The organism is Burkholderia sp. DN3021 (genome assembly GCF_049805555.1).
Taxonomy (GTDB): Bacteria; Pseudomonadota; Gammaproteobacteria; order Burkholderiales; family Burkholderiaceae; genus Burkholderia; species Burkholderia pyrrocinia_C.
Map to the genome: position 1 here is coordinate 42,067 of NZ_JBNCAB010000023.1, position 21,161 is coordinate 63,227.

At 67.6% G+C, this 21,161-nt stretch carries 22 protein-coding genes; 12 read left to right on the plus strand and 10 right to left on the minus strand.

Features of this window, described 5'->3' with window-relative positions; translation table 11 throughout:
• Window positions 1–5 precede the first annotated feature (5 nt).
• The 4 genes from ACPUER_RS14300 (at window position 6) to ACPUER_RS14315 (ending at window position 2,338) form a co-directional block, all read left to right on the plus strand.
• Entirely contained in the window at window positions 6–407 is a 402-nt protein-coding gene (locus ACPUER_RS14300; RefSeq protein WP_425131415.1) for a type IV pilus modification PilV family protein, read from the plus strand.
• Complete coding sequence (locus tag ACPUER_RS14305) at window positions 397–1,230, plus strand: PilW family protein (RefSeq protein ID WP_425131416.1); 834 nt, start codon at window positions 397–399, stop codon at window positions 1,228–1,230. Before ACPUER_RS14300 ends, ACPUER_RS14305 begins: the two co-directional genes overlap by 11 nt.
• A 191-nt stretch (window positions 1,231–1,421) precedes the next feature.
• A complete protein-coding gene (locus ACPUER_RS14310; protein WP_425131417.1) occupies window positions 1,422–1,895 on the plus strand; it encodes a hypothetical protein in 474 nt (157 codons plus the stop codon).
• Complete coding sequence (locus ACPUER_RS14315; protein ID WP_310138071.1) at window positions 1,892–2,338, plus strand: prepilin-type N-terminal cleavage/methylation domain-containing protein; 447 nt, start codon at window positions 1,892–1,894, stop codon at window positions 2,336–2,338. The genes ACPUER_RS14310 and ACPUER_RS14315 overlap by 4 nt, the downstream gene beginning before the upstream one ends.
• 54 nt (window positions 2,339–2,392) lie before the next feature.
• Here the strand turns inward: ACPUER_RS14315 and ACPUER_RS14320 are convergent, their stop codons facing one another.
• The 3 genes from ACPUER_RS14320 to ACPUER_RS14330 all read right to left on the minus strand — a co-directional run bounded on the left by ACPUER_RS14320 (window position 2,393) and on the right by ACPUER_RS14330 (window position 3,695).
• Window positions 2,393–2,836 (minus strand): DUF3318 domain-containing protein, encoded by a 444-nt coding sequence (locus tag ACPUER_RS14320; protein ID WP_072436234.1) that lies wholly within the window; start codon window positions 2,834–2,836, stop codon window positions 2,393–2,395.
• A 43-nt stretch (window positions 2,837–2,879) separates the two neighbouring features.
• Window positions 2,880–3,269: a phage holin family protein gene (locus tag ACPUER_RS14325; RefSeq protein ID WP_034182832.1), complete on the minus strand. Its 390-nt coding sequence runs from the start codon at window positions 3,267–3,269 to the stop codon at window positions 2,880–2,882.
• A 123-nt stretch (window positions 3,270–3,392) separates the two neighbouring features.
• Window positions 3,393–3,695 (minus strand): DUF883 family protein, encoded by a 303-nt coding sequence (locus tag ACPUER_RS14330; RefSeq protein WP_026044969.1) that lies wholly within the window; start codon window positions 3,693–3,695, stop codon window positions 3,393–3,395.
• A 317-nt stretch (window positions 3,696–4,012) separates the two neighbouring features.
• On the opposite strand from ACPUER_RS14330, the gene ACPUER_RS14335 reads away from it, so the two are divergent.
• A complete protein-coding gene (locus tag ACPUER_RS14335; RefSeq protein ID WP_034182833.1) occupies window positions 4,013–4,651 on the plus strand; it encodes a peroxiredoxin in 639 nt (212 codons plus the stop codon).
• 145 nt (window positions 4,652–4,796) lie between these two features.
• On the opposite strand, the gene ACPUER_RS14340 is transcribed toward ACPUER_RS14335, so the two are convergent.
• Complete coding sequence (locus ACPUER_RS14340) at window positions 4,797–5,984, minus strand: acyl-CoA dehydrogenase (RefSeq protein ID WP_310138038.1); 1,188 nt, start codon at window positions 5,982–5,984, stop codon at window positions 4,797–4,799.
• 161 nt (window positions 5,985–6,145) lie between these two features.
• On the opposite strand from ACPUER_RS14340, the gene ACPUER_RS14345 reads away from it, so the two are divergent.
• Window positions 6,146–6,937, plus strand: coding sequence for an IclR family transcriptional regulator (locus ACPUER_RS14345; RefSeq protein WP_204425877.1), 792 nt, complete (start codon window positions 6,146–6,148; stop codon window positions 6,935–6,937).
• A 149-nt stretch (window positions 6,938–7,086) separates the two neighbouring features.
• Window positions 7,087–7,497 carry a GFA family protein gene (locus ACPUER_RS14350; protein ID WP_072436230.1) on the plus strand — a complete coding sequence of 137 codons (411 nt, stop codon included), beginning with the start codon at window positions 7,087–7,089 and terminating at the stop codon, window positions 7,495–7,497.
• A gap of 142 nt (window positions 7,498–7,639) precedes the next feature.
• Here the strand turns inward: ACPUER_RS14350 and ACPUER_RS14355 are convergent, their stop codons facing one another.
• Window positions 7,640–8,443 (minus strand): EAL domain-containing protein, encoded by an 804-nt coding sequence (locus ACPUER_RS14355; protein ID WP_310138031.1) that lies wholly within the window; start codon window positions 8,441–8,443, stop codon window positions 7,640–7,642.
• Between the two features lie 361 nt (window positions 8,444–8,804).
• Here ACPUER_RS14355 and ACPUER_RS14360 point away from each other — a divergent pair, with 361 nt between their 5' ends.
• From ACPUER_RS14360 to fahA, 5 genes are read left to right on the plus strand one after another with little or no spacing between them, the layout of a single operon-like run.
• Window positions 8,805–10,457, plus strand: coding sequence for an FAD-dependent oxidoreductase (locus tag ACPUER_RS14360; RefSeq protein WP_425131418.1), 1,653 nt, complete (start codon window positions 8,805–8,807; stop codon window positions 10,455–10,457).
• 40 nt (window positions 10,458–10,497) lie between these two features.
• Window positions 10,498–10,728, plus strand: coding sequence for a DUF2783 domain-containing protein (locus ACPUER_RS14365; protein WP_310138025.1), 231 nt, complete (start codon window positions 10,498–10,500; stop codon window positions 10,726–10,728).
• Window positions 10,725–12,086 carry an MFS transporter gene (locus ACPUER_RS14370; RefSeq protein WP_425131419.1) on the plus strand — a complete coding sequence of 454 codons (1,362 nt, stop codon included), beginning with the start codon at window positions 10,725–10,727 and terminating at the stop codon, window positions 12,084–12,086. The genes ACPUER_RS14365 and ACPUER_RS14370 overlap by 4 nt, the downstream gene beginning before the upstream one ends.
• A 15-nt stretch (window positions 12,087–12,101) precedes the next feature.
• Window positions 12,102–13,436, plus strand: coding sequence for a homogentisate 1,2-dioxygenase (gene hmgA / locus ACPUER_RS14375; RefSeq protein WP_425131420.1), 1,335 nt, complete (start codon window positions 12,102–12,104; stop codon window positions 13,434–13,436).
• Window positions 13,433–14,737: a fumarylacetoacetase gene (fahA, locus tag ACPUER_RS14380; RefSeq protein ID WP_425131421.1), complete on the plus strand. Its 1,305-nt coding sequence runs from the start codon at window positions 13,433–13,435 to the stop codon at window positions 14,735–14,737. Before hmgA ends, fahA begins: the two co-directional genes overlap by 4 nt.
• Window positions 14,738–14,872: 135 nt before the next feature.
• Here the strand turns inward: fahA and ACPUER_RS14385 are convergent, their stop codons facing one another.
• From ACPUER_RS14385 to ACPUER_RS14405, 5 genes are all read right to left on the minus strand, one after another.
• A complete protein-coding gene (locus ACPUER_RS14385) occupies window positions 14,873–16,033 on the minus strand; it encodes an MFS transporter (protein WP_072436223.1) in 1,161 nt (386 codons plus the stop codon).
• A gap of 91 nt (window positions 16,034–16,124) precedes the next feature.
• Window positions 16,125–17,294 (minus strand): MFS transporter, encoded by a 1,170-nt coding sequence (locus ACPUER_RS14390; RefSeq protein WP_072436222.1) that lies wholly within the window; start codon window positions 17,292–17,294, stop codon window positions 16,125–16,127.
• A 240-nt stretch (window positions 17,295–17,534) separates the two neighbouring features.
• Window positions 17,535–18,317, minus strand: a complete 783-nt coding sequence (bluB, locus tag ACPUER_RS14395; RefSeq protein WP_425131422.1) for a 5,6-dimethylbenzimidazole synthase — start codon at window positions 18,315–18,317, stop codon at window positions 17,535–17,537.
• Window positions 18,318–18,498: 181 nt separating this feature from the next.
• Window positions 18,499–19,497, minus strand: coding sequence for a 2-hydroxyacid dehydrogenase (locus tag ACPUER_RS14400; protein ID WP_072436220.1), 999 nt, complete (start codon window positions 19,495–19,497; stop codon window positions 18,499–18,501).
• Window positions 19,498–19,527: 30 nt separating this feature from the next.
• Window positions 19,528–20,511, minus strand: a complete 984-nt coding sequence (locus ACPUER_RS14405; protein ID WP_425131423.1) for a LysR family transcriptional regulator — start codon at window positions 20,509–20,511, stop codon at window positions 19,528–19,530.
• Window positions 20,512–21,161: the final 650 nt, after the last annotated feature.

Genomic DNA, 21,161 nt, shown 5'->3' on the forward strand with positions numbered 1-21,161 from the left:
TGACCATGCGCAACGCAATGCACGGCACGTCGCTGATCGAGGCGATGCTGGCCGTCGCGCTGCTCGCGACCGTGATGCTGGCGGTGGCCGGCAGCCAGCTCGCGATGGCGCGCACGCAGCGGGCGACGATCTGGCGTGAAGGCGCGCTGTGGCTGGCCGATGCGCGTGTCGAGCGCCCGCGCGCCGGCGCAGGAGCCGACGACGGTCTCGCGGCGCTGGCGGCTGCATCGTTGCCCGGCGGTGCGATGACGCTCGACGACGGGCCGGCCGGCGTCCGGTACGCGATTGTCGGCTGGAGAGGCGGCAATGCAGCGGTTTCGCCGCGATGCGAAGTTGCAGGTGCGTCGGCGCAGCCGCCGTCTTGCGTCCGGATTCCGTTTCGGGAGGCTGGTGCAGATGAACGCTGACCGCCGCATGCGTGCGCATATGCTGCTCGAAGTGCTGATCGCGATGACCGTCGGCCTCCTCGTGCTCGTGGCGGCCGGTGCGCTGTACCACGCGCAGCGCGTTGCGCAGCGGCGCGCGGAAGACGGGTTCCGGATGCGCGATGCAGCCGGCACCGCGCTGATGCTGATCGGCCAGCAACTCCAGATGGCAGGATTCCGGCCGCTCGATGCAGAACGCGCGTCATCGTTGCCGCCGGTGTTCGGTTGTTCGATGGCGCGCGTGCGCGGCGACGGTGCGCAGGTACGGTGCGAGCCTGCGAGCGCTTCGTCGGACGCACTGCTGATCCGATATGTCGGCGATGCCGTGTCGACGTGGCCGACGGCGAGCGGCCAGGTGTCGGATTGTCTCGGGCAGGGTGCCGGCGTGTCCGGCGAACGGGCACCGGTGGAGAACCGCTTCGATGCGCACGTCAGTCCGTCGACCGGCGAGCCCGAACTGTACTGCGAAGGAAACGGCCGTCCAGGCACGCCACAGCCGGTCGTGTCGGGCATCGATCAGTTGCGTGCGCGCTATCTTCGTCGCGGCGGCATGCAGTTCGTCGATGCCGATGCAATGCGTGTCGACGACTGGCGCGATGTCGTGGCCGTGCATGTCTGCGTGCGTGCGCGCGGCGAACCGATGCGCGAGCCGGCCCGCCACGTCGACTGCGACGGTCGAGCTGCGGTTGCACAGGACGGCCGTGCACGTTTGACGCTGCATCGTGTCGTCGCGTTGAGGAATGCAGCGATCGCATTCGACGATACGTTGCGCGACGCAACGCACGCACGCGAGGTGTTGCGATGAGCGAAGCAGGAGGGTACTCGCGGGAGATATCGCGATGCGTTGCGGCAGGCAACCTGCCCGGGCACATTGTGGCGAACGGTGACGAACTGCGGCAGGCCGTGCGCACGGGAGCCGTGGCAACGAACCGGCGCGAGCCGCGCATACGTTTCCGGTCGGCCGGTCGCGATTGGCGTCGCGACGCGGGCCTCGCATTGCCCGCAGTGATCGCGGTCGGTGCCGCCATTGCAGCACTGACAGGCACTTGGTTCGAATCCGCGCTGACGGAATCGCGCCGCACGCGTGCGTTGTCGGATCGGCTGATTGCATTCCATGCGGCCGATGCCGCGCTTGCGGCGTGCACCGCGCGATTGCTCCGTGGCTCGGCACCCTACGTGAACGAAGGCGAATCGCACACGGAGCCCGACGCGTGGCGGCGCATGCCGGCGATGGCGGCCGCCGAAGCGTTCGCGCCGTTCGCCGGATGGCCGATGGCCGCGCAGCCGCCGCGATGCCTGATCGAGGCGTGGCGCGGAGCAGGGCCGGCCGGTGGCCGCGCTTACGTCGTCACCGCGCGTGGCGTCGGCGCGCACGTGTCGAGTGCCGTCTGGCTGCAACACCAGGTCGCAATACGCGACGGCCGCATCGTTGCGCTGCGCTGGCGGCGCGTCGCGGCAGTGCTTCGATGAACGGTCGCGCGTCCGTGTACCGATCGGCGGGATTCACGCTGATCGAGCTGATGATCGTGCTCGCGATCGTCGCGGTGCTGGCCGGATGGGGCATCCCGTCGTATCGCGAGCATGTCGTGCGCGTTCATCACGCGTCGGCGGTGTCCGCGCTGTATCGGGCGGCCCAATATCTCGAAACGCTGGACGGCGCACCGCCGCCGGCATTGCCGGACGCGCTCGCGCAGGCGCCGCCGGACGGGCGGGCCGTTTATCGATTGACGCTCAGGCGGCCGGACGGCGACGACTCGCCGGTCACCTACGAGCTGGAAGCAAGCCCGCTCGACACGGGCCCGATGCACGACGATGCGTGCGGCGCCTTCACGCTGCGTTCGGACGGGACGAAGGGCAATGCGCGAAGGGATGGCGCCGACGAACAGGGTGCTGCTTGTTGGGGCGTGCGTTGAATTCGCACGAAGGGCGCGCAACGGCGCATGGCCGTGCGCGCTGGTCGCCGAGTATCAGTCGTCGTGTGCGTCGAGCTCGCGCTCGTCGCGCGACTGCTTCCAGATCCGGTAGACCTCCCATGCGGCGAAGCCGAGCGTGCCCCACTTCAGCGCGGGGCCCGCGCTCGCGCGCAGCAGCGAGCGAACGGGTTTCGCCAGCACGAGCGACGCGAGCGAACTCAGCATCGGATACTGGTTGACGAGGTGGCCGAGGCTCGCGTTCAGGTTTTTTGCGGACTGGCTGAACTTGCTGCCGGAAAGGCCGGGGATGAATACCTTGAGCCAGCTGAAGCGCGTGACGGCCTGGCGCATTTCGCCGGCGGCCGCCGCGAGCTCGAGCCGCTCGACTTCGGATCGCAGGATCAGCAATTCCTTGCGGAGCGCGCGATGCTGCGATGCGCTCCAGTTCGATCGCGACGAATGGGGGCGGTGTGCATTGCCCGTGACGTTCTGGCTCATGGCGCGTCGGCGAAGTAGGTGGGAAGGGGGAACACGACTGCGTTCACGGCTTGCCGCGGAACAGTTCGCGGTCTTTATCGAGTTCGGCGAGCGTCGCCTCGAACACGGTCGGTGCATCGCGCAGGCCCGAGCGCGCCTTCAGCGCGCACACGATGCCGCCTGCGGCATACAGCGCGGTGATCGCTGCGAGCGATTGCCAGCGATAGGTATCCCAGAACGCGATCGCGACGAGCACGGTCAGGCTCATGAGCGCCATCGTCGCGAGCATCATTGCGGCGAGCCCGAGGAACAGCACGCCCATCAGGCGTTCCTTCTCTTCGGCAAGCTCGATGCCCACCAGTTCGAGGCGCGTTTGCAGAAGCCCGATCGCGGAGCCGACGAGGCGGCGCAGCGGTCCTTGGCCGGATGGCTGCGAGGTGGTGTCTGTCGTCATGGGTGAGGTGCTTGCGCGTGCAGTGAGCAGCTAGGACAAAGCCGGCCGGCGGCAACCGCCGGTCGGCTTCGACGCCCGCAGGCCGCGCGACGCGGCCCACGGGACGGAACGGCGCAGCGCGCGTTACTTGCGGTTGATCAGCAGACCGATCAGCACGCCGACGCCGGCTGCAACGCCGATCGACGTCCACGGATGCTCGTGCACGTAATCGTCGGTCGCGCGAGCGGCCTTCTTGCCTTTCTCGACGACCACGACCTGGACGTCGGCGGCCTTGTCCTTGGCCTGCTTCAGGCGCGACATGGCTTTCTCGCGCAACTCGGCCGCACGGTCGCCCGTGCTGCTGGCGGCTTGCTTGAGCAGGTCTTCGGCGTCCGCGAGAACGGTTTTGATATCCGACATCAGTTTCTCCTTGTTGATTTCCGACATTGCAACTCCCTTCGTGCTGTCATGCTGCAGGTTCACATCGTAGCGAAACGCCTGCCTGCTGGCGAGCCGGGAAGACGCACGGCGGCAGTGCAAGATCGCATGGTAAACGATTTGTAAGTATCGGCAGGGCGGCAAACGGGTGAAAAGTTTCCCACGTGGCCGGCCGTCTTGCCGCAACACCGCGTAAAAATGACAAAAAAGTATGAATATCAAACGGAATAATCGTTCGCGCGGCCCATTGCTTCCCGTAAGCTGATGGACTGTCCCGCGCCATACGGCGCGCGGTTTCAACCAGCATCGTTCGAGGAGGGAACATCATGAGTCTGCGTCTTGGCGACATCGCACCGGATTTCGAGCAGGAATCGAGCCTGGGCCCGATCAAGTTTCACGAGTGGCTCGGCGACAGCTGGGGCGTCCTGTTCTCCCACCCGGCCGACTACACGCCGGTGTGCACGACTGAACTCGGGCTGACCTCGAAGCTGAAGGGCGAATTCGAGAAGCGCAACGTGAAGGTGATCGCGCTGTCGGTCGACGGCGTCGAATCGCACAAGGGCTGGATCAACGACATCAACGAAACGCAGTCGACGGTCGTCGGCTTCCCGATCATTGCCGATGCGGACCGCAAGGTTTCGCAGCTGTACGACATGATCCATCCGAACGCGAACGAAACGCTGACGGTGCGCTCGCTGTTCGTGATCGACCCGAACAAGAAGGTGCGGCTCACCATCACCTATCCGGCCAGCACGGGCCGCAACTTCGACGAAGTGCTGCGCGTGATCGACTCGCTGCAACTGACCGACAACTACAAGGTCGCGACGCCCGGCAACTGGAAGGATGGCGACGATGTCGTGATCGTGCCGTCGCTGCAGGATCCGGAAGAGCTGAAGAAGCGTTTCCCGAAGGGCTTCAACGCGGTGCGTCCGTATCTGCGCCTCACGCCGCAGCCGAACAAGTAAGCATCGGCGCGTGAACGCGGTACCGGGCCGGCGGCCCGGTTCGCGGATCCGATATCGGATGCGGCCCGCCCGGCAGTCATGCCGGGCGGGCCGTATCTTTTTGCGCGTACGCGGCATCGCTGCCGGGCGCGCCGCATCCGGACGATCAGAAGAATGCCTGGATGCCTGTCTGCGCGCGGCCGAGGATCAGCGCGTGGATGTCGTGCGTGCCTTCGTACGTGTTGACCACTTCGAGGTTCACGAGGTGGCGCGCGACGCCGAATTCGTCGGAGATGCCGTTGCCGCCGAGCATGTCGCGCGCGAGCCGCGCGATGTCGAGCGACTTGCCGCACGAATTGCGCTTCATGATCGACGTGATCTCGACGGCCGCCGTGCCTTCGTCCTTCATCCGGCCGAGGCGCAGCACGCCTTGCAGGCCGAGCGTGATTTCGGTCTGCATGTCGGCGAGCTTCTTCTGGATCAACTGGTTCGCGGCGAGCGGCCGGCCGAACTGCTGGCGATCGAGCACGTACTGGCGCGCGGTGTGCCAGCACGATTCGGCGGCGCCGAGCGCGCCCCATGCGATCCCGTAGCGCGCCGAGTTCAGGCATGTGAACGGGCCGCGCAGGCCGCTCACGTTCGGCATCAGGTTCTCTTCTGGTACGAACACCTCGTCGAGGACGATCTCGCCGGTGATCGACGCGCGCAGCCCGACCTTGCCGTGGATCACGGGCGCGGACAGGCCTTTCCAGCCCTTCTCGAGGATGAAGCCGCGGATCGCGTCCTTGCCGTTCTCTTCGAGCTTCGCCCACACGACGAACACGTCGGCGATCGGCGAATTCGTGATCCACATCTTCGCGCCGGACAGCGAGTAGCCGCCGGGCACCTTCTTCGCGCGCGTGACCATGCTGCCCGGATCGGAGCCGTGGTTCGGCTCGGTCAGCCCGAAGCAGCCGATCCATTCGCCGGTCGCGAGCTTCGGCAGGTATTTCTGCTTCTGCGCGTCCGAGCCGAATTCGTGAATCGGCACCATCACGAGCGACGACTGCACGGACATCATCGACCGGTAGCCCGAATCGACGCGCTCGACTTCGCGCGCGATCAGCCCGTAGCTCACGTAATTGAGGCCGGGGCCGCCGTATTCCTCCGGAATCGTCGGGCCGAGCAGGCCGACTTCACCCATCTCGCGGAAGATGGCTGCGTCGGTGCGCTCGTGGCGGAACGCTTCGGTGACGCGCGGCGCGAGCTTGTCCTGCGCGTAAGCCTGCGCGGCATCGCGCACCATCCGCTCTTCCTCGGTCAGTTGCTGGTCGAGCAGCAGCGGATCGTCCCAATGAAAAGTTGCAGCACTCATCGTCTCATCTCCTGTCGGTCCGCGTTAGCGCTTCAGCGCTTACGCGGACCCCATGCTTTGCGGTCGTCCCCGGTTTGGCCGGGCTCATGCCAAATGATCGCTTGACTGAAGTTCCGCTGTGCGGAACAATGTTTTGCAAATCGAACCCAGTGTAGCATCAGATGACACTTTCAACCATCGACGAAACCACGATCGACGAACGCAAGTTCGTCGTCGCGCTCGCGCGCGGGCTCGACCTGCTGCGCGCATTCCGGCCCGGCGAGACGATGCTCGGCAACCGTGACTTCGCGGAGCGCACGGGGCTGCCGAAGGCGACCGTGAACCGGCTCGCCTATACGCTGACCGTGCTCGGCTATCTGCGCTACGACGAGACGCTCGGAAAGTATGCGCTCGACGCCGGCGTGCTGTCGCTCGGCTACGCGCTGCTGTCGGGCTCGGGGACGATCGACCTCGCGCGGCCGCACATGCAGGCGCTCGCGCGCGAGATCGGTGCCGCCGTATCGCTCGGCTGCCGCGACGGGCTCGACATGATCTATCTGGAGACGATCCGCAGCGAGACCGCGCTGACGCTCGGGCTCGCGCCCGGTTCGCGGTTGTCGATGCTGACGAGTTCGATGGGGCGCGCGTACCTGGCCGTGCAGCCGGAGGACGTGCGCCGCGCGCTTTATGCGGAACTGCATCGCGCGGCCGGCGGCGCGGCCGACGCCGATGCGCTCGTCGCCGCCGCGCGGCATGCGGTGGCCGAGTTCTCGGCGGGCGGTTGCTGCTATTCGTTTCGCGCGTGGCATATGGACGTGAACGCGGCGGCCGTGCCGTTTCGCGAGCCGCGCGAGGGGCGCTGGCTGATCCTGAGCTGCAGCGGCCCCGCATCGTCGATGGACGAGGACGTGTTCCGTACGCAGGTCGGGCCGAAGCTGAAGGCGCTCGCGCAGCGGCTCGGGCAGACGGCGTGAGCAACGCGGCGCGCGGCTAGCGCCGTCGCGCCGCAGCGGTTTCGTCTCCGGTGTCGGTGAGAGCCGATGACGGCGCTGCCGCCGTCTCTTGTGCTGCGGTCGAACCGCGCTCATCATCGTTCGCCGGCTTCCCGACGACGAGGTTCGCAATGTCCCACCCAGAAACGATGGAAGGCGGATGCGCGTGCGGCGCGATCCGCTACCGTATCGCCCACGTTCCGACCGACGCCGGCTTTTGCCACTGCCGGCTCTGTCAGCGCACGACCGGCGCGGCGGTCGTCGCATCGGCATCGGTGCCGATCGACGCGTTCGAATACCTGCAGGGCGAGCCGACCGTCTACGCGTCGAGCGCGTGGGGCGAGCGGCGCTTCTGCGGCCGTTGCGGCGCGCAGCTCGAATACCGGCTTGGCGACGCGCCGAAAACGGTCGAAATCAATTATGCGACGCTCGACGAGCCGTCGCGGCTGCGTCCGGCGTGGCACGTCTGGTATGGGGATCGTTTCCCGGGCATCGAGATCGACGACGATCTGCCCAAGTACGACGATGGCGGACGAGCGTAAGCGGTAACCATCGGCACCGACGGGCAGGCGTCGGGCAGCGGGTCGCGCCAGGCGACCCGATCGCTCCATCCCGCAAGCAGCACGACACCCGCATCCGGCATGCGGCGCGCCGCTCTCCGCGCGCGCCTGCCGCCCCATCCGTTCAGGCCGTCACGACCTTCGCAAACGCGGGCCCCTGCATGAACCGCACGTCGTGCTGGCGCAGCAGCTCGCACTGCGCCTCGTCGACGACGCCGTCGAAGATCAGCGGAATCCGCACGCGCTGCGCATACGCGACGAGCGCCTTGACCATCCCGTCGCGCAACGCGATGCCCGCATCCATCTTGATGTAGTCGGGCCGCGCCATCTCCGATTCGACCGCGAGGATGCGGCCCGGATCGGGCAGCTTGTCCGCGACCTTGAAGCCGTGATGCTGGTAGCTGCGCGTCAGGTAGCCGAGGAAGGTCTTGTGCGCGACCGCGACCGCCGGCAGCTCGATCACGATCCGCTCGGTCGGCAGCCCGAAGCGCTGCAGCACCGACGAGAAATGCTTGCCGTGGTCGTACTTCACGCTCTTGAGCAGCCGTTCGTGCACGCGCAGGAACAGCAGCCCGTGGCGCTGCGCGCCGAAGAAGTTGATCGCGTGCAGCGCGCGCGACAGGCGGTCGATCGCGACGAGCGTCTGGTCGTCGACGGCCGAGTCGACCGGATCGTGCGCGGCGCCCGTGACGACCGTGACAGCCTGGAAGCCGAGTTCGTCGCCGTAGCGCTCGATCGCGTCGGTGAACGACGTCGATTGCGGCGCGCCGGGCATCGTCACGTCGTAGATCGGTTCGTAGGCGCTGCCGAGCGTGCGCTCGGGCAGATTCGCGCTCGCGGTGCCGCCTTCGGCAAGCGCGAGGTGATCCCGCAGATACGGCAGTTGCCCGGCACGGGCGACCAGCTCGGGAATGGTGGGCGGAATCATCGGCGTAAGAAGGAAAAACGGCGGCCGAACGGGCCGCCTCGTATCTGGATATTAGCAGTGCGCGCCACGCTCGGCTCGGCGTTTCGCTCATATGGTTATCCCGTTCTGGAACCGGCGGCTAGGGTTTACGTTTATTTCACTATTCGTAATTGGTTTTACTATTCGTAAATCCAGGATTTGTCGCCGATCAAGAAATGCGGCATTCGGGCGTCGCTCGACGGCGCCGTTCGCGAATCAACAGGAAGCAAGGAGCGAGACGTGGCGGTTGACAGGAAAGGCGGGCGGGAGCGCCGGCAGGTGACGGGCGCAATGACGGGCGCGCCGGCGCGCGCACGGCAGGGTTGAGGCGCGGATGGCGACCATGAGCATCGATTACCAGACGCTGAAGTTCGAGTACCGTCCGCGCGCGCATGACGCGGCCGTTCACCCGGTGATCGTCGTCGGCGCGGGCCCGGTGGGCCTGTCGGCCGCGATCGACCTCGCGCAGCAGGGCGTGCCCGTCGTGCTGCTCGACGACGACGACACGCTGTCCACCGGCTCGCGCGCGATCTGCTTCGCGAAACGCACGCTCGAGATCTTCGACCGGCTCGGCTGCGGCGAGCGCTTCGTCGACAAGGGCGTGAGCTGGCACGTCGGCAAGGTGTTCCTGCAGGACGAACAGCTTTACGCATTCGACCTGCTGCCCGAGGAAGGGCATGCGCGCCCCGCGTTCATCAATCTGCAGCAGTACTACGTCGAAGGCTATCTGGCCGATCGTGCGTTCGAGCTGCCGAACCTCGACATCCGCTGGAAGCACAAGGTGACGGGCGTCGAGCAGTCGGACGAGCATGCGGTGCTGACGATCGAGACGCCGGACGGCGTCGCGACGCTGCGTGCGCAATACGTGATCGCGGCCGACGGCTCGCGCAGCCCGATGCGCACGATGATGGGCCTCGAAAGCCACGGCCGTACGTTCAAGGACCGCTTCCTGATCGCCGACGTGAAGATGAAGGCGGAGTTTCCGACCGAGCGCTGGTTCTGGTTCGATCCGCCGTTCCACCCGAACCAGTCGGTGCTGCTGCACCGCCAGCCCGACAACGTATGGCGCATCGACTTCCAGCTCGGCTGGGACGCCGATCCCGTCGCCGAGAAGCAGCCGGAGCGCGTGATCCCGCGCGTGCGCGCGCTGCTCGGGCCGGACGCCGAGTTCGAGCTCGAATGGGTGAGCGTCTATACGTTCCGCTGCCAGCGGATGGAGTCGTTCCGTCACGGCCGCGTGCTGTTCGCGGGCGACTCCGCGCACGGCGTGTCGCCGTTCGGCGCGCGCGGCGCGAACAGCGGCGTGCAGGACGCGGACAACCTCGCATGGAAGCTGAAGCTCGTGCTCGACGGCCGCGCGGCCGACCGTCTGCTCGATACGTACGCGAGCGAACGCGAGTTCGCGGCCGACGAGAACATCCGCAACTCGACGCGCTCGACCGATTTCATCACGCCGAAAAGCCCGGTGTCGCGCGTGTTCCGCGACGCGACGCTGAAGCTCGCGCGCGATTGCGAATTCGCGCGCAAGCTCGTGAACAGCGGCCGCCTGTCGGTGCCGGCCGTGCTGGCCGGTTCGCCGCTGAACACGCCGGATCGCGGCGGCGACGCATTCGCATGCGCGATGCGGCCGGGTGCGGCGGCAGCCGATGCACCGGTGCGTGTGCAGGGTGCGGCGGGCTGGCTGCTGCAGCACTTGCGCGGCGGCTTCACCGGCGTGCTGTTCGGGTTGCCGGGCGACGCGGCCGCGCTCGCGCAGGCCGTCGACGGCCTCGCGCTGCCGGTGCGGCCGGTGCTCGTCGTGCCCGCCGGGCACGCGCAGCCGGTGGCCGGCATCGACGTCGTGGAGGACGTCGGCGGTTTCGCCGCGCAACGCTATGACGCGAAGCCCGGCACGTTCTACCTGCTGCGTCCCGACCAGCATGTCTGCGCACGCATGCGCACGCTCGACCGTCAGGCGCTTGCCGACGCACTGGCGCGCGCGACCTGCGCACGCTGAATACCGCAATGGACACGATAACGACACCGGAGACCCCGTCATGCCCTCACTCGACACCCACCCGCGCCTGGCCGATCCGGACGCGTTCTACGAAGCGCTGATCGACATGCATCGCGACCTGTCCGACGCCGACAGCCAGCTCGTCAACGCGAAGCTGATCCTGCTGCTCGCGAACCAGATCGGCGACGCCGACGTGCTGCGCGAAGCGATGGCGCTCGCGCGCCAGGGCGTGACGCCGCCCGTGCATCCGGCCGCCGAGGTCGCGCAATGAGCGCGGCGCCGGCCGACGCGCGCGTGCTCGAAGTAGAGCGCGTGATCGACGAGACCCATCGCCCGGGCTTTCACTGGATGCTGCTCGTGTTGTGCGGGCTGTGCCTCGTGATCGACGGTTTCGATGCGCAGGCGATGGGCTACGTCGCGCCGAGCGTGATCGCCGAATGGGGCGTGCCGAAGCAGGCGCTCGGCCCGGTGTTCAGCGCGAGCCTGTTCGGGATGCTGCTCGGCGCGCTCGGGCTGTCGGTGCTGGCCGACCGGATCGGGCGGCGCCCGGTGCTGATCGGCTCGACGCTGTTCTTCGCGGTGACGATGCTCGCGACGCCGTTCGCGGGCTCGATTCCCGTGCTGATGGCGCTGCGCTTCGTCACGGGCCTCGGCCTCGGCTGCATCATGCCGAACGCGATGGCGCTGGTCGGCGAGTTCAGTCCGGCCGCGCATCGCGTGAAGCGGATGATGATGGTGTCGTGCGGCTTCACGCTTGGCGCTGCGATCGGCGGCTTCATCAGCGCCGCGCTGATTCCGGCGCTCGGCTGGCGTTCGGTGTTCTTCGTCGGCGGCGCGGTGCCGCTCGTGCTCGCGATCGCGATGATCGCGCGGCTGCCCGAGTCGCTGCAGTTCCTGGTGCTGAAAGGGCGCGTCGCGCAGGCGCGCGACTGGCTCGCGCGCTTCGCGCCGCAGGCCGGCATCGATGCGGACACGCGCCTCGTCGTACGCGAGCGGGCCGCGACCGGCGCGCCGGTGGCCGAGCTGTTCAGCCACGGCCGCCTGCCGGTCACGCTGCTGCTGTGGGCGATCAGCTTCATGAACCTGATCGATCTGTACTTCCTGTCGAACTGGCTGCCGACCGTGATGCGCGAAGCGGGTTATTCGCCGGGCACGGCGGTGATCGTCGGTACGGTGCTGCAGACGGGCGGCGTGATCGGCACGCTGTCGCTCGGCTGGTTCATCGAACGCTACGGCTTCGTGCGCGTGCTGTTCGCCTGCTTCGCGTGCGCGGCCGTGTCGGTGGGGCTGATCGGCTCGGTCGCGCATGCGCTGCCGTGGCTGCTGGTCGTCGTGTTCGCGGGCGGGTTCTGCGTGGTCGGCGGGCAGCCGGCCGTGAACGCGCTCGCGGGCCAGTATTACCCGACGTCGCTGCGCTCGACGGGCATCGGCTGGAGCCTCGGCATCGGCCGGATCGGCTCGGTGCTCGGGCCGCTCGTCGGCGGACAACTGATTGCGCTCAACTGGTCGAACGATGCGCTGTTCCACGCTGCCGCGGTGCCCGTGCTGTGCTCGGCGCTGTTCGTCCTCGGATTGGCCGGTGTGACGCGGCGAAACGGTGCGCACGCGCCGAACGCCGCGATGAATTGATGGAGAAAGGAAACGATGACGCTTGACCTGTCGAAACCGGCGACCGCCGGCTACCTGAGCGGTTTCGCGAACGAATTCGCGACCGAGGCGCTGCCCGGCGCGCTGCCGCACGGCCGCAACTCGCCGCAGCGCGCGCCGTACGGGCTGTATGCGGAGCAGCTGTCGGGCACCGCGTTTACCGCGCCACGCGGCCACAACCGCCGCTCGTGGCTGTACCGCATCCGCCCGGCCGCCGTGCACCGGCCGTTCGAGCCATGCGCGGGCCCGCAGCGGCTCGTGTCGGAATTCGGCGACTCGGCCGACGTGCCGCCGACGCCGCCGAACCAGCTGCGCTGGGATCCGCTGCCGATGCCGGTCGAGCCGACCGATTTCGTCGACGCTCTGGTGACGATGGCCGGCAACGGCTCGGCGGCCGCGATGAACGGCTGCGCGATCCACCTGTACGCGGCGAACCGCTCGATGCAGGACCGCTTCTTCTACAGCGCGGACGGCGAACTGCTGATCGTGCCGCAGCAGGGGCGGCTGTTCATCGCGACCGAATTCGGCCGGCTCGACGTCGAGCCGTTCGAGATCGCGGTGATCCCGCGCGGCGTGCGCTTTTCCGTCGCGCTGCCGGACGGCGAAGCGCGCGGCTACATCTGCGAAAACTTCGGTGCGCAGCTGCGCCTGCCGGATCTCGGCCCGATCGGCTCGAACGGTCTCGCGAACCCACGCGACTTCCTGACGCCGCAGGCCGCGTACGAGGATCGCGAAGGCGCGTTCGAGCTGATCGCGAAGCTGAACGGCCGACTGTGGCGCGCGGACATCGGCCATTCGCCGCTCGACGTCGTCGCGTGGCACGGCAACTACGCGCCGTACAAATACGACCTGCGCCTGTTCAACACGATCGGCTCGATCAGCTACGACCATCCCGATCCGTCGATCTTCCTCGTGCTGCAGTCGCAGAGCGATACGCCGGGCGTCGACACGATCGACTTCGTGATCTTCCCGCCGCGCTGGCTCGCGGCCGAGGATACGTTCCGCCCGCCTTGGTTCCACCGCAACGTCGCGAGCGAGTTCATGGGGCTCGTGCACGGCGCGTACGACGCGAAGGCCGAAGGCTTCGTGCCGGGCGGTGCGAGCCTGCACAACTGCATGTCGGGCCACGGGCCCGACGCGGACACGTTCGAGAAGGCGTCCGCGAGCGACACGACGAAACCGCACAAGGTCGACGCGACGATGGCGTTCATGTTCGAGACCCGCACGCTGATCCGGCCGACGCGCTATGCGCTCGACACCGCGCAGTTGCAGGCGGACTACTTCGAATGCTGGCAAGGCATCAAGAAACACTTCAACCCGGAGCAAAGATGAGCGACACCCAAGACTGGCGCGCGACGCTCGACCCGGCCCGCAAGAGCTGGGTCGATACGGCGAACGATCCCGCCTGCGATTTCCCGATCCAGAACCTGCCGTTCGGGATTTTCAGCGATGCGAAGCAGGCGGCGCGCCGTGCGGGCGTCGCGCTCGGCGACCAGATCGTCGATCTCGCGGCGCTTGCGCGGGCGGGCCTCGTGACGCTGCCGGCCGGCGCCGACGCGTTCGCCGCGCCGACGCTCAATGCGTTCATCGCGCTCGGCCGCGATGCATGGCGCAGCGTGCGCGTGCAGTTGTCGGACCTGTTCTCGCGCGACAACGCGCGGCTGCGTGACGATGCGGCGCTGCGCGCGCAGGTGCTCGTCGCGCAGCGCGACGCGACGCTGCATCTGCCGGTCGAGATCCCCGGCTACACCGATTTCTATTCGTCGAAGGAGCACGCGACCAACGTCGGCTCGATGTTCCGCGATCCGAAGAATGCGCTGCTGCCGAACTGGTCGGAGATGCCGATCGGCTACAACGGCCGCGCGTCGTCGGTGGTCGTCAGCGGCACGCCGGTGCGGCGCCCGAACGGGCAACTGAAGCTGCCCGACCAGGAGCGCCCGGTGTTCGGCGCGTGCCGCAAGCTCGACATCGAGCTGGAGACGGGCTTCATCGTCGGCAAGGGCAACGCGCTCGGCGAGCCGATCGCGTGCGAGGACGCGGAAGCGCATATCTTCGGGATGGTGCTGCTGAACGACTGGAGCGCGCGCGACATCCAGCAGTGGGAATACGTGCCGCTCGGCCCGTTCAACGCGAAGACGTTCGCGACGACGATCTCGCCGTGGATCGTCACGCTCGACGCGCTCGAACCGTTCCGCACCGCGCAGCCGGAGCAGTCGCCGCAGCCGCTCGCGTATCTGCGGCACGCGGGCAGGCATGCGTTCGACATCGCGCTCGAAGTGACGCTGCGCGCCGAAGGAGCGGCGCATGCGACGTCGATCTGCCGCACCAACTTCAAGCACATGTACTGGACGATGGCGCAGCAGCTCGCGCATCACACGGTCGCGGGCTGCAACACGCGGGTCGGCGACCTGATGGGTTCGGGCACGATCAGCGGGCCGACGAAGGATTCGTTCGGCAGCCTGCTCGAACTGACGTGGAACGGCAAGGAGCCGGTTGCGCTGGACGGCGGCGGCAGCCGCGCGTTCATCGAGGACGGCGACGAGCTCACGCTCGCCGGATGGTGCCAGGGCGACGGCTATCGCGTCGGCTTCGGCACCTGTGCGGGCAAGATCCTGCCGGCGGGGAGCGCGTAACGCGTTACGCGCAAGACGCGGCACGTAGTACGGCAGTACCGGGCGGCCCGCATCACGCGGGCCGCTTTCGTTTTGGCCGCGGACGGCGGAGCGAATGCGCCGATGTACGGCGATGCAGTGCGATGTATGCCGGCGTCAGACCGCGCGTTGCAACGCAGCGCGCCGTTCCCACAGCGCGGCCGCGACGAACGCCGCGACGCAGACGACCAGCACGCCGACCAGCGCGTTGCTGCCCAGTTGCTCCATCAGTGCGCCCGCGACGAGCGGGCCGCCGAAGCTCGCGGCGCTCCACGATGCCGACACGAGCGAGCTCGCGGTGACGAGCGCCGCGCCGCGGAAGCGTTCGCCGCATGCGACGAGCGACAGCGTGTAGATGCTGCCGGCCGCCGCGCCGAGTACGAACAGCAGCGGCCAGCACAGCCACGGGTTCGCGATCACGAGCGGCAGCAGCGGCAGGCCGGCCAGCACGATCCAGCCCGCGCCGAGGTGCACGCGTTCGCGGCCGAGCTTGTCCGCGAGCCAGCCGATCGGGAACTGCATCGCGGTATCGCCGAACAGCATGATCGACGCGAGCAGCACGGCGGTCGCGCTCGCGACGCCGTGATCCATCGCGTAGAGCGGCAGCAGCGACAGCGCGAGCGTATCGAACAGCGCGAAGAACCCGGTGCCGATGATCAGCGCGGGCATGCGCGGCAGCACGTCGAGCCAGCGACCGTGCGCTTCGTGATGGGCATCGTCACCCGCGAGCGGCGCTCGCCGGATCGTCGCGAGCGTCGGCAGCGCGAGCAGGAACAGCGCGCCGCACAGTGCGAAGCGGATGCTCGTCGCGCCCGCGATCTGGCTGACGAGCACGGGGCCCGCCATCTGGAACAGCGTGAAATTGGTCGCGTAGATCGCGACGACGCGGCCGCGCGTCGAATCGTCGGCGAGCTGGTTGACCCACGCCTCGCCGATCGTGAACAGCAGCATCAGCGCGGCGCCGCACAGCACGCGCAGCACGCCCCACAGGATCAGGTTCGACGTGAACTGCATCAGCGCGGTGGCTGCCGCGAGCAGCACGACCGACACGACGATCGCGCGGCGCGAGCCGATGTGCCGCGCGAGCGCGGTGACGAACGGAACGATCGCGAGGCCGCCGAGCGCCTGAGCGGCCGTCAGCATGCCGACGACGTTGGTGCCGTGTCCGGCTTCGGTCAGTGCGAGCGCGGTGAGCGGCAGCGTGGCGCCGGTCCCGAGGCCGACGACCGCGACGCTCAGGATGAGCGCGAGGAAATCACGATTGAGAATGGCTTTCATCGGCCGGGATGCTACACCGCGGGCCTTGAAAGGTCCATGAAGGCCATCAGGATCGAATGCGTTGCGCGCGCAACGAATGCGCGCCGGCGCGTTACACGTATTCGGTCGGCGCGGCCAGCGGGCGGCGTTCGAGCGACGCCGACCACAGCGTGAGCGCCAGCGCCGCGACGGCCATCGCGACGCCGACCCACGGCAGGTTCACGAGCGACACGCCGGAGCCGATCGCCATTCCGCCGAGCCACGCACCCGTCGCATTGCCGAGGTTGAACGCGCCCTGGTTCAGCGTCGATGCGAGGTTCGGCGCGTCGCTCGCGCGATCGACGATCAGGATCTGCAGCGGCGGCACGATCGCGAACGCGAGGATGCCCCACACGAAGATCGTCGCGAGCGCGGCGAACGGCAAATGCATCGTGCCCGCGAACAGCGCGAGGACGAGGCCGATCAACGCGAGCGTCGCGATCAGCGACGGCATCCGGCGCCAGTCGGCGAGCCTGCCGCCGAGCGTGCCGCCGACCGTCAGCCCGAGGCCGAACAGCAGCAGCACATAGGTGACCTGACGCGGCGAGAAGCCGGTAACGTCCTCGAGGATCGGCGTGATGTACGTGAACACGCTGAACAGGCTCGCGGACGCGAGCACGCTGATGCCGAGCACCATCAGCACCTGCGGGTGCTTCAGCACGCTGAATTCGCGCGTGATGCTGGTGTCGGGCATCGCGAGGTTCTTCGGCAGGCAGACCGCGAGCGCGGCGGCCGCGGCGATGCCGATGCCGGTGACGGCCCAGAACGTCGCGCGCCAGCCGAACGCCTGGCCGAGCGCGGTGCCGAGCGGCACGCCGAGCACGTTCGCGAGCGTGAGGCCCGTAAACATCAGCGCGATCGCCTGCGCGCGGCGGTTCGGCGCGACGAGGTTGCTCGCGACCACCGAGCCGATCCCGAAGAACGCGCCGTGGCAGAACGCGGTGACGACGCGCGCGGCCATCAGCACCGCATAGCCCGGTGCGATCGCGCAGAACAGGTTACCGGCGATGAACAGCCCGATCAGGCCCATCAGCGCGCGCTTGCGCGGCATCTTCGCGGTGACGATCGCGAGGATCGGCGCGCCGATCGTCACGCCGAGCGCATAGCCCGACACGAGCATCCCGGCGGCCGGAATCGACACGCCGAGGTCGCGCGCGACGTTGGGCAGCAGCCCCATGATCACGAATTCGGTGGTACCGATTCCAAATGCGGCGACGGCGAGGGCGAAAAGAGGCAAGGGCATCGCGGTAGGCTCGGGAAAAGCCGCCGCTCGGGTGGGCGCAGGATGCGCGGGGCGGGCGGACGGGAAGGCGAACGACAGCGCGATTCTACTTCAGTGAAAACCCTTATGCTCGGGGCCAAAACGGATGTTGCCGGCGTGCGACGGGATAGCGGGCGGGAAGCTCACAATGTGGGATTGGGTGGCGGTTTGCGGCGTGCGAATTCGTCGGGGTCGGCGCGATGGCGGCTACCGGGCCGCGCTTCAGGCGATGCGTTCGGGCAATCCGTCGGAGAGTGCGGCGGATCGAGCCGGTTCGGCGATGGTGTCCGGTGTGCGTGGCACGCTTGCGTCCGGTTCGGCGTTCGTGTCCGCAGGCGATGCAGGCGATCCGGCGGCGTCGATCGAGGCCGGATCGTCCCAGCCGTTCTCGAACAGGCATGCTTCGATCGGCATTCGCGCGGCCCAGCGCTCCTGCTCGAGCATCGGCTTTGCATAGAACGCGTCGACGTGCCCGACGCACAGCACGGCGATCGGCTTCGCACCGGCAGGCATCCGCAGCAGCGTGCGCAGCGCATCGACGTCGAACAGCGACACCCAGCCCATCCCGAGCCCTTCCGCGCGTGCCGCGAGCCACATGTTCTGGATCGCGCACGCGGCGGACGCGAGATCCATCTCCGGCAGCGTGCGGCGGCCGAACACGTGGTGTTCGCGGCCGTCGGCGAGCGCGACGACCAGCAGCTCGCCGCATTCGCGCACGCCTTCGACCTTCAGCCGCATGAATTCGTCCTGGCGCTCGCCGAGCGCGTCGGCGGTCGCGCGGCGCTCGGCCTCGACCAGCGCGTGGATCGCGGTGCGCAGCGCGGGATCGGTGATGCGGATGAAGCGCCACGGCTGCATGAAGCCGACGCTCGGCGCGTGGTGCGCCGCGCGCAGCAAGCGCGCGAGCACCGCTGGATCGACGGGCGCCGGCGTGAAATGGCGCATGTCGCGCCGTTCGAAAATGGCGCGGTAGACGGCGGCGATGTCGGAGTCGTCGAAACGCATGAGCGGCAAAAGCAGGGGATGACGTCGGCGCAACGATAGCAGACCGCGCGCGGGCCGCGTTACATCATTCGAAACAAAATGCGGAATTGTTGATGTAAAAGATCGTGTTTTCAGCGTTGATCAAAAGCAAACGATTGCGGTGGCGCCGGCAACCATGAAATGAGCCGGTTTCGTCTATTTCTCAGCGATTCGCCGTCACGAGGTTCTGCGGCGTGCCGGCATGCCACGCCTCGATGTTCAGCAATGTGGTGTGCGCGATCTCGGCCAGCGCCTCGCGCGTGAAGAACGCCTGGTGCGACGTGACGATCACGTTCGGGAACGTCAGCAGGCGCGCGAGCACGTCGTCCTGCAGCGGCAGGTCGGAGTGATCCTCGAAGAAGAGCCCGCTTTCCTCCTCGTACACGTCGAGCCCGAGATGGCCGAGCTGGCCGCTCTTGAGCGCGTCGATCAGCGCCTGCGCATCGACGAGGCCGCCGCGGCCGGTGTTGATCAGCATCGCGCCGTGCTTCATCCGCGCGAGCGTCTGTTCGTTGATCAGATGGTGCGTCGACGGCAGCAGCGGACAGTGCAGGCTGACGATGTCGGCCTGGTGCAGCAACGCGTCGAGCTCGACATAGCGCGCACCGAACGCGATCAGCTCGTCGTTGTACGGCGGCACCGAGTGCGCGAGCACGTGCATCCCGAAGCCCATCATGATCTTCGCGAACACGCTGCCGATGATGCCGGTGCCGATCACGCCGACGGTCTTGCCGTGCAGGTCGAAGCCGAGCAGGCCGTTCAGCGAGAAGTCGCCTTCGCGGGTGCGCGCGACGGCGCGCGGCAGGCGGCGGTTGAGCGCGAGGATCAGCGCGACCGCGTGCTCGGCGACCGCGTGCGGCGAATACGCAGGCACGCGCACGACCGCGATGCCGAGCCGCTCGGCGGCCGCCAGGTCGACGTGGTTGAAGCCCGCCGAGCGCAGCGCGATCAGGCGCGTGCCGCCGTCCGCCAGCCGTTCGAGCACGGCTGCGTCGACGGTGTCGTTGACGAACGGGCAGACGACGTCATAGCCGTGCGCGAGGATCGCGGTTTCCGCGTCGAGGTGCGACGGCTGGAAGTGCAGCCGATAGCCGAACTGCCGGTTGGCGGCGGTAAATGAATCGTCGTCGTACTGCCGGCTGCTGAACAGGATCACGCGCACGCTGCACCTCCGATGGCTGACGCGCGCAGTTTACTGCAGGCCCGTGACGATGTCGGAGCGGTCGGGGCCGCGCGACGGACGCAGGAAGCCGTAATCCTTCCGCTCGCGGGTCGTCTGCGCGCTGAAGTGGTCGAGCGCGTGCTCGACGAAGCTGCGCGTGCGGGCCGGCACGTACTGGCGGTTCGGATAGACGAGCGACAGTTGCGTATCCGGGTCGTCGATCCGGTAGCCGGGCAGCAGCCGCACGAGCGTGCCGCTGTTGAGCGCATCGGCGACGCACGGCTCGGGCAGCACCGCGATGCCGGCGCCGGCAATGGCGGCCGCATGCACGAGTGCGAGCTGGTTGAGCGTGCAGGCCGGGCGCACCGTGACCGAATGCGCGACGCCGTCGTGCCCGACCAGCTGCCACGCGGGCGCATGCTGGTGCGGCGCGAGCGTGACCCAGTCGTGGCCCGGCAGGTCGTCGGGCGCGCGCGGCTCGCCGCGCCGGTCGAGATAGGCAGGCGCCGCGCAGGCGACGAACGGGTTCGGCGCGAGCGCATGGCCGATCAGCGTCGGGTTGCCGTCGAGCCGGTTGCCCGTGACGATGCCGACGTCGTAGCCCGATTCGAGCACGTCGAGCGGCCCCTCGGCGACGGTCAGCTGCACGCGCAGCTCGGGGTAGCGGTGCCGGAAGCTGCTGACGAGCGGCGTCAGCGCGAGCGGCGACAGCAGGCCCGACGCGACGACGCGCAGCGTGCCGGCCGGTTCGCGCACGGCATGCGCGACGGACGACTCGAGGTGGTCGAATTCCTCGAGCAGCGCGCGGCAACCGTCGAGGTAGCGCACGCCGGCCTCGGTGAGCGACAGGTTGCGCGTGGTGCGGTGGATCAGCCGTGTGTTCAGGTGACCCTCGAGCATCGCGATCGAACGCGTGACGAGCGCATTGGACACGCCGAGATGGTGCGCTGCGCGCCGGAAGCTCTGCTGCTCGGCGACGCAGACGAATACACGCATGGTCTGAATCTGGTTCATGGCTTGTGTATTTCTGGCCCGGTTGATTGATTATGGTTGTGATTTTTCGCCGCGCAACCTCGAAAACGCATCGCGCGGCACCCAGTTCTCCCTCGTATCGAAAAATCAGTTTTCGATTCCGCAGACGATTGTTAAATATAGTTGCGATATCCGTCAACCTGAGAAAACGGGCGGGTTGCGGAAAATCGAAATCGCGAGTACCGGTTAAATGTCGGGCTGTCTCGTGTGGCTGCCGTTCAAAGGCGGCAGAGTATTGGAATATGCATCGTGGCGGCGAATAATTCGTATGTTAATCAATTGGTTGTTCGTGATTCGATCAGGTTTGCTCCGGTAATTCGGGGAATCGATCCCTAATACATGCTGCAGTAATGGATGTTTTTACCCAATGCGCAGATTTTGTGTATTGCATTCCGTTCGGCGATTTTTATCGAACATCCGGTCTATTTCGTTCGATACGCAAGTCGCGCTGAACCGTCGGCATCGATGAAACGCGGCGATATTGGCGGAGAAAATCGCGCGTATGGAACCGTTTCGCAGCCGGCCGGCAATGCCATTCCAATCCGGAACGCCGGCGCGCGATGCCTGGGCGGCCGGCTGGCCCGGTCCGGCGACCGGGCCACCGTCGCGCTGTCCGGCCGCGCGTGCCTCTT

Excerpts from the sequence above, each read along its gene's own strand:
- ACPUER_RS14300 (WP_425131415.1), top strand. The coding sequence starts at position 6 with ATGCGCAACGCAATGCACGGCACGTCGCTGATCGAGGCGATGCTGGCC.
- ACPUER_RS14305 (WP_425131416.1), top strand. The coding sequence starts at position 397 with ATGAACGCTGACCGCCGCATGCGTGCGCATATGCTGCTCGAAGTGCTG.
- ACPUER_RS14315 (WP_310138071.1), top strand. The coding sequence starts at position 1,892 with ATGAACGGTCGCGCGTCCGTGTACCGATCGGCGGGATTCACGCTGATC.
- ACPUER_RS14320 (WP_072436234.1), bottom strand. The coding sequence starts at position 2,836 with ATGAGCCAGAACGTCACGGGCAATGCACACCGCCCCCATTCGTCGCGA.
- ACPUER_RS14325 (WP_034182832.1), bottom strand. The coding sequence starts at position 3,269 with ATGACGACAGACACCACCTCGCAGCCATCCGGCCAAGGACCGCTGCGC.
- ACPUER_RS14330 (WP_026044969.1), bottom strand. The coding sequence starts at position 3,695 with ATGTCGGAAATCAACAAGGAGAAACTGATGTCGGATATCAAAACCGTT.
- ACPUER_RS14335 (WP_034182833.1), top strand. The coding sequence starts at position 4,013 with ATGAGTCTGCGTCTTGGCGACATCGCACCGGATTTCGAGCAGGAATCG.
- ACPUER_RS14340 (WP_310138038.1), bottom strand. The coding sequence starts at position 5,984 with ATGAGTGCTGCAACTTTTCATTGGGACGATCCGCTGCTGCTCGACCAG.
- ACPUER_RS14345 (WP_204425877.1), top strand. The coding sequence starts at position 6,146 with ATGACACTTTCAACCATCGACGAAACCACGATCGACGAACGCAAGTTC.
- ACPUER_RS14350 (WP_072436230.1), top strand. The coding sequence starts at position 7,087 with ATGTCCCACCCAGAAACGATGGAAGGCGGATGCGCGTGCGGCGCGATC.
- ACPUER_RS14355 (WP_310138031.1), bottom strand. The coding sequence starts at position 8,443 with ATGATTCCGCCCACCATTCCCGAGCTGGTCGCCCGTGCCGGGCAACTG.
- ACPUER_RS14360 (WP_425131418.1), top strand. The coding sequence starts at position 8,805 with ATGAGCATCGATTACCAGACGCTGAAGTTCGAGTACCGTCCGCGCGCG.
- ACPUER_RS14365 (WP_310138025.1), top strand. The coding sequence starts at position 10,498 with ATGCCCTCACTCGACACCCACCCGCGCCTGGCCGATCCGGACGCGTTC.
- ACPUER_RS14370 (WP_425131419.1), top strand. The coding sequence starts at position 10,725 with ATGAGCGCGGCGCCGGCCGACGCGCGCGTGCTCGAAGTAGAGCGCGTG.
- hmgA (WP_425131420.1), top strand. The coding sequence starts at position 12,102 with ATGACGCTTGACCTGTCGAAACCGGCGACCGCCGGCTACCTGAGCGGT.
- fahA (WP_425131421.1), top strand. The coding sequence starts at position 13,433 with ATGAGCGACACCCAAGACTGGCGCGCGACGCTCGACCCGGCCCGCAAG.
- ACPUER_RS14385 (WP_072436223.1), bottom strand. The coding sequence starts at position 16,033 with ATGAAAGCCATTCTCAATCGTGATTTCCTCGCGCTCATCCTGAGCGTC.
- ACPUER_RS14390 (WP_072436222.1), bottom strand. The coding sequence starts at position 17,294 with ATGCCCTTGCCTCTTTTCGCCCTCGCCGTCGCCGCATTTGGAATCGGT.
- bluB (WP_425131422.1), bottom strand. The coding sequence starts at position 18,317 with ATGCGTTTCGACGACTCCGACATCGCCGCCGTCTACCGCGCCATTTTC.
- ACPUER_RS14405 (WP_425131423.1), bottom strand. The coding sequence starts at position 20,511 with ATGAACCAGATTCAGACCATGCGTGTATTCGTCTGCGTCGCCGAGCAG.